The organism is Oceanihabitans sp. 2_MG-2023 (assembly GCF_030547245.1).
Lineage (GTDB): Bacteria > Bacteroidota > Bacteroidia > Flavobacteriales > Flavobacteriaceae > Oceanihabitans.
On record NZ_JAUOQT010000003.1, the window covers coordinates 427108 to 440474 of the forward strand.

6 protein-coding genes are annotated in these 13367 nt (G+C 32.8%); 5 read left to right on the forward strand and 1 reads right to left on the reverse strand.

Features of this window, described 5'->3' with window-relative positions; all coding sequences use genetic code 11:
* The first annotated feature begins 43 nt into the window (after positions 1-43).
* The 3 genes from Q4512_RS08620 to Q4512_RS08630 all read left to right on the forward strand — a co-directional run bounded on the left by Q4512_RS08620 (position 44) and on the right by Q4512_RS08630 (position 10108).
* Positions 44-2623 (forward strand): M14 family zinc carboxypeptidase, encoded by a 2580-nt coding sequence (locus Q4512_RS08620; protein WP_303423874.1) that lies wholly within the window; start codon positions 44-46, stop codon positions 2621-2623.
* Between the two features lie 177 nt (positions 2624-2800).
* Entirely contained in the window at positions 2801-8914 is a 6114-nt protein-coding gene (locus Q4512_RS08625) for a choice-of-anchor D domain-containing protein (RefSeq protein ID WP_303423875.1), read from the forward strand.
* 339 nt (positions 8915-9253) lie between these two features.
* Complete coding sequence (locus tag Q4512_RS08630; protein WP_303423876.1) at positions 9254-10108, forward strand: T9SS type A sorting domain-containing protein; 855 nt, start codon at positions 9254-9256, stop codon at positions 10106-10108.
* Positions 10109-10163: 55 nt separating this feature from the next.
* Here Q4512_RS08630 and hisS read toward each other — a convergent pair whose 3' ends face one another.
* A complete protein-coding gene (hisS, locus tag Q4512_RS08635) occupies positions 10164-11546 on the reverse strand; it encodes a histidine--tRNA ligase (RefSeq protein ID WP_303423877.1) in 1383 nt (460 codons plus the stop codon).
* Positions 11547-11741: 195 nt separating this feature from the next.
* On the opposite strand from hisS, the gene Q4512_RS08640 reads away from it, so the two are divergent.
* Together Q4512_RS08640 and Q4512_RS08645 are read left to right on the forward strand one after the other, a co-directional pair.
* A complete protein-coding gene (locus tag Q4512_RS08640; protein WP_303423878.1) occupies positions 11742-12983 on the forward strand; it encodes an ABC transporter permease in 1242 nt (413 codons plus the stop codon).
* A 26-nt stretch (positions 12984-13009) separates the two neighbouring features.
* Positions 13010-13366: a VOC family protein gene (locus Q4512_RS08645; RefSeq protein ID WP_303423879.1), complete on the forward strand. Its 357-nt coding sequence runs from the start codon at positions 13010-13012 to the stop codon at positions 13364-13366.
* The last annotated feature ends 1 nt before the right edge of the window (position 13367 follow it).

A 13367-nucleotide genomic window follows, 5' to 3' on the forward strand; every position in this document is an offset into this window, starting at 1 on the left:
CGCCATCTTAATTAATAAATCAATTTATCAAACCCCATATCTGATGAAAAAAATTACTTTAGTTTTAGTATTAATACTAACAACAATCGTTTCCGTAAAGGCACAAGTTTCTGAAAAACAAAAAGCAGAGAAATATCTTTCTACGCAAGGTGAATTAACTTTTACTTTTGAAGTAAATGATCCTAAAAAGATAGAAATGTATTCTAGGGATTTTTCTATAATCAATTATAATGCGCAAACTAAAACACTTATTGCTTGGGCAAATGAAAAACAGTTTAGAGCTTTTGAAGCAAAAAATATTCCTTTCACTATTCCTACAGAAGAAAATGAAGTAGAGGAAAGTTTAATATATGATGTTAGACCTTTAGCACAAAGAACAGCTAGTCGTGCAACATTAAACTTTCCTGTAAACTCCTATCCAACTTATGCAGAATACGCTACCCAAATGCAAGATTTTGAAGATGATTATCCTTCTTTAGTACAAAAGTTAAGTATTGGAGCAACTGGTCAAGGAGACAAAGAATTATTATTTGTAAAAATTTCGGATAATGTTACTACAGATGAACAAGAGCCAAAACTTATGCTTACCTCATCTATGCATGGAGACGAAATTGCTGGTTACCCAATGATGCTTTCTCTAATCAATTACATTTTAACTGTTTATAGTAATCCTGCGCATGCAGATCACGCAAGAATTAAAAACTTAGTAGAGAATGCTGAAATTTGGATTAATCCAAGTGCTAATCCAGACGGAACATACCATAATAGTGCTAGTAACACTTCTGTGGTTAATGCTAGAAGAGGAAATGGAAATAATATAGATTTAAATAGAAACTATCCAGATAATGTAGCTGGAGCTCATGATGATGGAGAAGCATACCAAACAGAAACTTTAGCTTTTATGGCTTTGGCAGATGCAAATCACTTTGTGATATCTGCAAACTTTCATGGAGGGACAGAATTAGTTAACTACCCTTTTGATAATGCATACTCAGCGCAATATATACATGCAGACAACGATTGGTTTGAACATATTGGTGTAGAATACGCTACACATTGTCAAACAGATGCAAACTCTGGTACAACTGCTACACCTGCATATAACAATAAATCTTCCTATATGACTGACGACGATGACTGGGATGAGAGCGCTGGTAACCAAGCATGGCATAATGATTACGCACAAAGTCCAGGTGTAACACATGGTGCAGAATGGTATAGAGTATATGGAGGTAGACAGGATTACATGAATTACTACCAACAGTGTAAAGAAGTTACAATAGAATTATCTGATGTTAAAATATTAGCAGAAAGTAGTTTAGATGACTATTGGTACTATAATAGAGATGCTTTATTAGATTTCTTAACACAAGGTACTTATGGGTTTAGAGGTGTAGTTTTAGATGCAAATACGAATAACCCAATAGATGCAACAATTACTATTGTTGGTCATGATACATATAATTCACATACAGTTACCGATATTTCTCATGGAGATTATTATAGACCTATTAAAGCCGGTACTTATGATATTTTAATAGAATCACCTTGCTACCAATCGGTTACTGTAACAAATCAAACTATTGGTGATGGTCAAACTATTTCGCTAGCAGATGTTTTATTAGTACCAAGTAATGCTGTACCAACTGGAATAATAGCATCTAGTGTAGGCGCTACAACCGCAACTATAGAATGGACAGATGATGCAGACAGTTATAACTTACAATATAAAGAAACAAGTGGAGCAACTTGGACAACAGTTTCAGGTCTTACTACAAATACTTATGAAATTACAGGATTAACAGTTGGAGTAGAATACGAAGTACAAATAGCTTCTATTTGTGGCACAAACCCACCTTCAGCTTATTCTTCTTCGATTACTTTTACAACACAAATATTATATTGTGATGCAAATGGAAATGATGACAGTTATGAATACATCAAACAAGTACAAATTGGATCATGGTCTAATACTTCTGGAGATGGTACAGATGGTACGGGTTATTCTGACTTTACTCAAAATACTCCTACCGATTTAGAAGTAGACACACAATACACTATCACTATTACACCAGAATGGACTGGAACTAATTATAATGAAGGTTATGCTGCTTGGATTGATTACAATAGAGATGGTGATTTTACTACAGACGAACGTATTTTTCAAAATGCAGCAACTCAAGACCCTAGTGTTTCTGGTCAATTCACAGTTCCTGATGGTTTAACTGCTGGTACTACTAGAATGCGAATTCTAATGGATGATGCTACTACTCCTAATAATCCATGCGACTCCTTTAATTATGGAGAAGTGGAAGATTACACCGTAAATATTGTTATAGGAACTTTAAGTGCAACTGAAAATATTTTAGAAAACCTTGCTATTTATCCAAACCCTTTTAACAATAGCATAAACATTAAATTACCAAGTAGCTTAGCGAATAACGATATCAATATAGACTTATATGATATTAGCGGAAGACTAATTACTAGCTTAAAAAACAAACAAGCTAGTAATAGCATAATAAACATATCTAATTTAGAGCAACTATCTAACGGAGCATATTTTGTTAGAATTAAAGATATTACTTCTAGTTTAACAGTAATCCGCAAAATTATCAAATAAAAACATCGATTAAATACAAATATTAAAGCCAAAACGTAAATGTTTTGGCTTTTTGCATCTAATTAAAAATCAATGATTTACAAATTTAACATGCATTTCATCGAATATATTTGCATTTTATAGGTGTTTATTGTACGTTTACACCCATAAATTAGTCCCAATCTAAATTACCTATAAATGAGAACTTTTATTAACCACATTAAAAGATATGCTATATGTATTAGCATTTTACTTTTAACGAGTTTTACATATTCGCAAACTACAATTGCATCCTATGATTTTGATTCTGGCTTACAAGGCTGGACAGATGGTGGTTCTGATGCTGGAATATCTTCATGGAATTGTAGTGGTACTAATAGTATATATAGTAAAGACAATACCACTGGTAGCAACCTTATGACCTCGCCGGTACTAGATCTATCTTCGTATACTTCTGTTGATTTTTCTTTTTGTGGACTAAACTCTCGAGTAGACAATGGTGAAGGATTTAATTTACTGTATTTTGATGGTACTAATTGGCTAACACTATACACATATATAAGAGGTACCGATTTTACTCAAACTGGATTTGGAAATAGCTATAACTTAAATTTTGTACTAGATAGCGCATCATATACACTGCCCGCAAATGCGCAATTTAGATTTTCATCTACCGCCAATGATAATAATGAATATAACTTATTTGATGATGTTTTAATAGAAGGCTATGCTCCTTCGGGACCAGAAATAAGTATTACTGGTAATGGTCAAAATATAAATGATGGTGATGCTACCCCAAATGTTACAGATGATACTAACTTTGGAAATATAAACCTAGGTTTTCCTGCTTCGCATACATTTACAATTAATAATCCTGGAAGCTTACCTTTAACTATTGGTACATTAACATTTTCTGGGGCAAATCCTGGTGATTTTACAATTACTTCACCTCCAGCTTCTTCGATAGCTGCATCTGGAAGCACTACTTTTACTGTCGAATTTGATCCTGCTGCGGTTGGAGTACGAACTGCGATACTTACAATTGTAAATAACGATGCAAACGAAAATCCTTTCAATTTTACCCTTCAAGGTACAGGAGAAATCCCATCATATTGTACTTCTAATGGAAACGGTTCAGATGGTTACGATACAGGGACAAGATTAGTTGTTTTTAATACCATCAACAATGCAACTCCTGATGAGGATAATGACTATTCCGATTTTACAGCAATTAACACTACAGTTAATCAAGGAAACACCTATAATTTAACGGTTAATGCCAATACAGATGGAAATTACACAACACAAACGTATGTTTGGATAGATTGGAATCAAGATTTAGATTTTGATGATGCTGGAGAAGAATACAACCTAGGAACCGCAAACAATACTAATAATGGAGCTACTTCATTATCTCCATTAGCCATAACTGTACCAATTGGTGCAACCATAGGAAACACTAGAATGCGAGTTTCTACAAGATACAACAATGCGCCTTCAAATTGTGATACTGGATTTGATGGTGAAGTAGAAGATTATACTATTATTGTTGCATCTGGAACTCCGCAACCAGAAATCAATGTTGTTGGTAATGGTCAAAATATTAATGACGGAGACACAACACCTGCTGCAGCCGACGATACCGATTTTGGAACTGTTAATGTAGTATTTGGTACACAAACCAATACATTTACCATTCAAAATTCAGGATCTGTTGCTCTAAATTTAACTGGTGCATCTCCATATGTTTCTATTTCCGGATTACATCCTGGAGATTTTACACTAAATGCTAATCCTACTACTCCAATTTCTGCTGGTGGAAGTACTACATTTGAAATCACTTTTAATCCTAGCGCAGCTGGACTAAGATCTGCAATAATTACTATAGCAAACGATGATAGCGATGAAGACCCATATACTTTTACAATTCAAGGTAATGGTTTCTCAATAGCGCCTGAAATAAACCTACAAGGTAATGCAACTACTATTCTTGATGGAGATACAACTCCTTCTCCATTAGATGCTACCGATTTTGGAAGTGCTAGTGTTTCTGGAGGAACGCAAGTAAATACGTTCACTATCCAAAATAGTGGATCCCTTAATTTAAATTTAACTGGTGGGGCACCTTACGTTGTTATTGGTGGAGCAAATGCAGCAGATTTTACAGTTACTGCTACTCCTAATGCCTCTATTGCAGCTGGAGGAAGTACCACTTTTGAAATTACTTTCGATCCTAGCGCACTTGGAACGAGAACCGCTACAGTTACTATTGAAAATGATGATAGTGATGAAGATCCATATACGTTTACAATTCAAGGAGCTGGAGCAACTGCTCCTGGTGGAGTAAATTCCGATTTAGCACTGTGGCTTAAAAGTACAGATGGCTTAGGATATACAGATGGACAACCAGTAGCCCTTTGGGTAGATCAAGGTAATGGTGCAGATGCTTCTGTAAATACGGCTGGACAAGAACCAACCTACTACGATAATACTTCAAGAAACATAAACTTTAACCCTGTTGTAGAGTTTGATAATACTTTTTCTACATTTTCTTTAGATAGTGATTATTCCTATGATAACACTTCTACGCAATTTTTAGAAGGTGCTTCTGGTATGTATACACAAGAGATATTCCTTGTAATCATTCCAGACGATACGCCAATAAATAGAAACTTTGGTTTTATGGATGTTTTTTGTGGGGATGCAGATTTTTCAACGAATGCAACAGATGCCACAGGTATTGGTTTTGGTGACTTTACCGGTCGTGTAAGCAATGAATCTATTTGCTTTGCAATAGACACATATACTACTAGTATTCCTGGAGATGGTTATGCGGTAAACGATGGACCAAGCACATCGTATTCTAATGTTGGAATTATTAATGCAAGAAATAATAGCGCAGTAACACAACAAGAATTATACTATAATGCAAATAATATTGAAAGTAACCAAAATGATATTCCTTCATTTGTTAATGTAAATAATTCAAGATATTGGTTAGGTCGTAGTGAAGGATGGGAAGCAACTACAAATGCGAGAATAGCAGAGGTTATTACGTATTCTAACAGAAAAATTGATACAGATTTAACCGTTGAAAGAAATAGAATTCAATCGTATTTAGCTATAAAATACGGAATCACTTTAGGTGTTAATGGTACTACACAAGATTATGTAGATAGTAACGGATCTTTAATTTGGGATCAATCTGAAAATGTTGGTTTTAATTATGACATCGCGGGAATTGGTCGTGATAATGATTCCGACTTAAACCAAAAACAATCCCGAAGTGTAAATAATGCAACCGATGGTTTAGGTAGAACACAGGGTATTCTTACTATGGGATTAACCGATATTTATGACACAAATAATTTAAACCAAACCAATAACTCAACAGACTTAAACGATAAAGAATTTTTAGTTTGGGGTAACAATGGTGCCGATTTAAATTTAGCAGCTTCTACTATTTCTGTAGATATGAGTGCTGGTATTGGCACATTAACTACAAACGTAACTTTTACTGGTATGCAACGTATATGGAAAGTTGTAGAAAATGGTGGTGATATTCCTTCCGTAAAAATATCTATACCGCAAGCTGCAGTGAGAAACATAACGCCTCCTGGTAATTATTATATGTTTATTTCAGATAGTCCTGTTTTTGACCCAACAGCAAGTTACAGATTAATGACTGCTAATGGTGCAAACTTAGAAACAGACTATGATTTTGATGGTACAAAATATATCACTTTTGGATATGCACCTCAAGTTATAGTAGAACGTTCTATCTATTTTGATGGTGCTGTGGATTATATTGACATGGAAGACAAACTAAACCTAAATGCTTCAGCATTTACTATTTCCGCATGGATTAATAGAGATTCTAGAAATGTATCTATACTTTCTAAAAGAGATGCAGCTTATACGGAAGGTTACGATTTTAAAATTCTAAACAATAGAAGATTAGAAATGTCTTGGGGAGCCTCTGGAGCGAACAGTATTAGTTCTTCGATTGCAATCCCAGAAAACGAATGGCATCAAGTTGCAGTTAGTTATGATGGTACAACTGCTAAAATGTACATTGATGGTGTTTTAGATAACACAGAAAGTTTACCAGCTCCTACTACTACCAATCAATACTTTTATATTGGTGCTGCAGGAAAAAACACTCCAACAGCCCATTTTAGAGGGAATATTGATGAAGTACGTATCTGGGATACTGCGTTAACACAAACCCAATTACAATATATTATGAATCAAGAAATAGTTGATAATAGTGCATTTGTAGATGGGAAAATAATGCCAACAACAGTTACAAAAAATGATATTATTTCCATTCCTTGGTCTCAATTAGCAGGGTATTACCCAATGTCTATTTACACATATACCAATACCGAAGACGAATCTGGTAAAGGCAATCAAGGATACTTAAGAAACTTAAATACCGTTGATCACCAAACTGCTCCACTTCCATATAGATCTAATGCTAATGGAGATTGGAATACAAATGCTACTTGGTTAAACGGAAATGTACAAACCATTCCTGGAACTGCTTCTATTGTTGACAATACAATAACTGTGGATTGGAATATTGTAGTTACAAACCATAATGTTACTATGGATAATGCTAGCCTACCTAGCGGTAATAACGAAAACAGATCGATACTAGGTCTATTTGTTAATTCTAATGAACTTACTGTTGCTGGAGATAATACCACAGAAACTGGTAACGCTCTTACTATATCTCATTACTTAAATTTAGATGGTAAAATTGATTTAGAAGGAGAATCGCAACTTATTCAAACAGAAGACAGTGATTTAAATGTAACAAGTGCTGGTACTATAGAAAAAGACCAACAAGGTACCCAAGATTATTATACATACAACTATTGGTCTTCTCCAGTAGGTGTAAGTAATACTACTTCTAATAACAATAGCTATACCCTTAGTAATAATATTTTTAAAGATGGATCTAACCCATTAGCTCCTGTAAACATGAACTTCATTTCAGGCTATAATGGTGCTAATGGTACCCCAATTTCTATTGCAGATTATTGGATTTGGAAATACGCAAACCTAGCAGATGATTACTACAACTGGCAACATGTAAGAAGTACAGGTACTATATTTGCTGGTGAAGGTTTCACAATGAAAGGTGTCGATGATACAAGTGATAATCTGTCCTTAAAACAAAATTACGTGGTAGAAGGAAAACCAAATAATGGCGTAATAACACTACCTATTAATAACAATAACGATTATTTAGTTGGAAATCCTTATGCTTCTGCTATAGATGCGGATCGTTTTATTTTAGACAATACAAATACAACAGGAGCTATATACTACTGGGAGCATTTTGGTGGTGGCACACACAATACCATAGAATATGAAGGAGGTTACGCAGTATATAATCTTTCTGGTGGTGTACAAGCTATTCAATATGACTATGTTACTGGTGGAGTAGATCTTTCTGGAGGAACCGGTACTAAAACACCTGGTAGATATATACCAGTAGCACAAGGTTTCTTTGTTATAGGAAGTAATAACGGCACGATTAATTTTAATAATAACCAAAGAACCTTTACAAAAGAAGGTGTTACTTCTACTTTTATAAGAAGTAGTAATAATAATGAAGAAACCGATAATCGATTAAAACTTAGATTAGGCTTTGAATCTTCTAACACTTATAAAAGACAATTATTAATTACAAGAGATGACCAAGCTACAAATGCAATAGATTTTGGTTATGATGCCGAAAATAAAGATGAACAAAATACAGATATGTTCTGGATGATTAATAATGAAAAGTTTGTTATTCAAGGTACCAATGTTATCGATGAAGCTACAGTGCTTCCAATAGGAATAAAAACAAGTGAAAGTGGTATCAATACTTTTAATATTGATGCACTAATACATTTCCCTGAAGAATTACAAGTATATATTCATGATAAAACATTAAACACTTATCACAACTTAAAAAATAGTGATTTCCAAATAGATTTACCTGCAGGAGAATACTTAGAACGTTTTGAAATCACTTTTAACAACCAATCCTTAAGTATTGCAGAAGTTAATCATGAAAATATAGAAACATATTTTGTAAATGATACAGAAACAATGGTAATAAACAACCCTAAAAGCCTTCAAATCGAGCAAGCAAAAATTATTAATATGCTCGGACAAGAAGTATACCGTTACGATGAAATTACAAATAAAAATTATATAGAACTTAAAACAAAAAATCTTAGTGTTGGTAGTTATATTATAAGCTTAAAAACCGAAATCGGTGAAATTTCTAAAAAAGTTTTAGTTAATTAAATAGACCCCAAATCTACCATAAGGTTAACTAAACTTTGTAAAACCCAAAACATATTGTTTTGGGTTTTTTATGTTTAATAGTATAATATTTCAACCTATCTATATACTATATAACTCACTAAAATTTAATATTACAAACCAATATAATCTAAATTCAACTAGATGCTTCTAAACTATTTATCTCTAAAAAACATGTAGTTAATCCAGAAAATTCGCACATTTTTTCGGTATATCGTTTATTTAAGTTAGTTATAGCTATTATTTTTTTCAAGCTTCAATTGCCCATAAATTTGAATCAGAATTAATACTCAATCCCTCATGAGTTTCAAAATCCTACTTATGAAGACCTTTTCAATTAAAGCAACTATTTTTGCATTTTCATTTCTTCTATTAGCCAATACACTATACGCTCAAAATAACTCGGATAGAGATAATAGAATGAAAATTCGCTTAGGATTTACTTCTTCTAGTAATTTACATAGACAGATATTAGTAACCGTAGACAGTAATGCAACTGCAGGAATTGATTATGGTTACGATGCCGAAAATTTTGAAAATCATATAGATGATATGTATTGGATGATTGACGATCGAAAATTTTTAATTCAAGGCATTAATTCTATCGATGCTTCCACTACACTTGCTTTAGGTTTACACACAGGAATAAATGGAACGAATGTTATTTCTATTGAAAGTATGATTAATGTACCTGAAGATTTAGAAATTGGTGTTTTAGACACAGAAACAAATACCTATTACAACATTAAAGAAACTACAAATTTTTCTGTTGATTTACCTGCAGGTGAATACTTAAACCGTTTTAAGTTGAAATTTGAAAATATTGAAGATGCTAATAATACTACTTCAAATGAAGAAGAAGAAGAAGAAGAAGAAATAGTTGAACAGATAATAAATAATGAAAATAATTTTGATGCTGATTTAATTAAAGAAGATGTTGCTATGGAACTTAGCTATATAAACAGAGTTAAAAGTATATCCATAAAAAACATTGGAAAACAAAACATCAAACATGTCTATGTATACAGTATTAACGGAAAGCTAATAACAATTTTCGACAATATTAGAGCTGTAGACCAAATACTATTAGAAGCATCTCATTTAAATGCTGGAAATTATATTTTATTGCTTACCTCTGATACAGGTAGAATGTCTAAAAAAATAACAGTAAAATAATTAATTTGGTTTTTATTTTTAGTTAAACCTGAACAGAAATGTTCAGGATTTTTTTTTATTTAAGGCTAGCAATCAATCCGGTTAAAGAAAGTTTTAACTGCTCTCCGGTAACCATATTCTTTAATGTATACGTATTAGCATTCATTTCATCTGTACCAACTAAAACTACAAAAGGAATACCACGCTTATTAGCATGATTCATTTGTTTTTTCATGTGTTTTCCGTTAGTTATTTTGTCAGGATATAACTCTGCATTAAGACCATGGTTTCTTAGTTCCTTAATGGCTTTTAAGCAAAATAAAGCTTCCGCATCACCAAAATTTATAAACAGTACATCAATTGTTTTACTAACTGTTTCAGGAAATAAATGCAATTCTTCTAAAACCAAATAAATTCTATCTAGACCAAAGCTTATCCCTACACCACTAACGTCTTTCATTCCAAAAATCCCAGTAAGATCGTCATAGCGTCCGCCACCACCTATAGAACCCATTTTCACGTTTTTTGGTGCAGAAACTTCAAAAATTGCTCCTGTATAATAATTTAAACCACGAGCAAGAGTAACATCCAATTGTAAAATAGCGGTTTCTAGCTGTAAAGCTTTAATTCCTTCATTAATAAATTCTAACTCTTCAATACCTTTTTTTCCTTCTTCGGAAGTATTAAGAATTCCTTTTAAACTTTCTATCTGACTTTCAAAATCGCCAGTAAGACTAAACAAAGGTTGCAATGTATCTATACCACTTTGCGCAATACCTTTACTTCGCATTTCTTCTTTTACCTTCTCCTCTCCTATTTTATCTAGCTTATCTAATGCAACCGTAAAATCGATTAATTTATCACTTGCACCAATAACTTCAGCAATACCAGAAAGTATTTTTCTATTATTAATTTTAATAGTAACACCATCTAATTTTAAAGCTGAAAATACGGCATCATATAATTGTATAAATTCAATTTCTTGAAACAACGAAGTAGAACCAACTACATCTGCATCACATTGGTAAAACTCTCTAAACCTTCCTTTTTGAGGTCTATCGGCTCTCCAAACAGGCTGTATTTGGTAGCGTTTAAACGGAAACTCTATTTCGTTTTGGTGTTGCACAACGTATCTTGCAAAAGGAACCGTGAGGTCGTAACGAAGGGCTTTTTCAGAGATTCTAGAAGTCATTTTTGTAGCATCCTTACTAGTATAAAGCGTATCCTCCACCTTAGATAAATAATCGCCACTATTTAAAATCTTAAAAATAAGTCGATCGCCTTCTTCACCATACTTCCCCATTAAGGTATCACTATTTTCAAAACTTGGAGTTTCAATAGGTTGAAATCCAAAACGTTGGAAATTGGTTTGTATTACATTAAAAATATAGTTGCGTTTTGCTACTTGTTCTGGATTAAAGTCTCTTGTGCCTTTAGGAATGCTTGGTTTTTGTGCCATGTTTACTTCCCACGAAAGTGAGAATCTTATTTTAAAGTATGTAATTCTTTTCTCTTAAAAAAACTACATACTTGGTTAATTCATTTCTACTAGCACAAAAATATCATAAATTTTAAAGAGAGTGATATTTATTTCAGATTTATAGTAACTTTATGGTGATTTAATAGTCTTATAAAAAAACAACCACCACAAACCATGTTTGGATTAGTTAGAGAAAATATAAATATTGCTTTCGATTCTATTAAAAGTCAATTACTACGTACCATTTTAACTGTTTTAATTATCGCCATTGGTATTACTGCACTTGTTGGTATTTTAAGTGCCGTTTCTGCGCTTGAGAATACAATTTCTAGCGATTTTTCTTCCATGGGTTCCAATACCTTTAATTTACAACGTTATGAGTTTACCACGCAACGTAGAGCTCGTGGCGAGGAACGAAAAATTAACCCTATAATTAGCTACAGAAATGTAAAAGAATTTGAAGATAATTATGAATTTCCTGGTACAAAAACTTCGGTTTCTTTTACTGGTACTCGTAGTGCTGAGGTAAAATATGAAAACAAAAAAACCGATCCAGAAGTTACAATTATTGGTGCTAACGAGAATTTTATACAAAACTCTGGTTTAAAATTAGATGCAGGAAGAGAACTCAACTTTTTCGATGTGCAAAATAATAGTAACCTTTGTATTATTGGTAGTGATTTAAATAAAGCTTTATTTGAAAACCTAAACCCAATTGGTAAAACCATTAGTGTTAGAGGTGTAAAATTTACTGTTATTGGCACCTTAGAATCTAAAGGTGCTACTTTTGGAAATAATCAAGATTTACGGGTGATTATACCTGTACAAAATGCACGTTCTATTTTTACTTTACCGAATATTAATTATGATATTAGTATCATGGTCAATAATAAAGAAATGTTAGAAGGCGCACAAGACCAAGCAATACTTACTTTTAGAAATATTCGTGGCTTAAACCCTGTAGAAGAAAACAACTTTGGTATAGAACGTAGTGACGATTTAATTAATAGAATTGGTTCTATAACTGTGTATTTAGAATATGCAGCCTGGATAATTAGTATCATTACCATTTTAGGATCCTCTATAGCACTTATGAATATTCTTTTTGTTTCGGTAACCGAAAGGACTCGAGAAATTGGTGTACGTAAAGCATTAGGCGCAAAAAAGAAAACGATTGCTTTTCAGTTTTTTATGGAAGCCTTAATTATTGGTCAATTAGGTGGTATTATAGGAATTATTTTTGGTGTATTAATAGGCTTATTAGTTGCTAATCTTGCCGATTTTCAATTTACAACACCTTGGTTTGCTATGTTTAGTGCCTTTGCCATTGCCTTCTTGGTAGCAGTGGTTTCTGGTTTAATGCCAGCAATTAAAGCCGCAAAACTAGACCCTATTGAATCTTTGCGTTATGAGTAAAATTTTGTGAATTAAATAATTGAACTATGCTTACCAATATTAATCCGAAATTGCCAATGCGTAACAAAAATGCTACAAAAGCATTTTACATTAATCAATTGGGATTTAAAGTTTTTGGCAGCCCAGATTATGAGGATTATTTAATGCTAGAAAAAGACAAGATCCAAATACACTTCTTTATATTTAAAGAACTAGATATAAAACAAAATTACGGACAAGTTTATATTAGAACAGATAATATTGAGGATTTTTACCTTTCTTTATTAAATACCAATACGCCCATTCACCCAAACGGCATATTACAAAAAAAACCTTGGGGACAAAAGGAATTTTCAATACTCGATCCAGATAATAACCTGCTAACCTTTGGAGAAAGTATTTAGA

Excerpts from the sequence above, each read along its gene's own strand:
- Q4512_RS08620 (WP_303423874.1), top strand. The coding sequence starts at position 44 with ATGAAAAAAATTACTTTAGTTTTAGTATTAATACTAACAACAATCGTT.
- Q4512_RS08625 (WP_303423875.1), top strand. The coding sequence starts at position 2,801 with ATGAGAACTTTTATTAACCACATTAAAAGATATGCTATATGTATTAGC.
- Q4512_RS08630 (WP_303423876.1), top strand. The coding sequence starts at position 9,254 with ATGAAGACCTTTTCAATTAAAGCAACTATTTTTGCATTTTCATTTCTT.
- hisS (WP_303423877.1), bottom strand. The coding sequence starts at position 11,546 with ATGGCACAAAAACCAAGCATTCCTAAAGGCACAAGAGACTTTAATCCA.
- Q4512_RS08640 (WP_303423878.1), top strand. The coding sequence starts at position 11,742 with ATGTTTGGATTAGTTAGAGAAAATATAAATATTGCTTTCGATTCTATT.
- Q4512_RS08645 (WP_303423879.1), top strand. The coding sequence starts at position 13,010 with ATGCTTACCAATATTAATCCGAAATTGCCAATGCGTAACAAAAATGCT.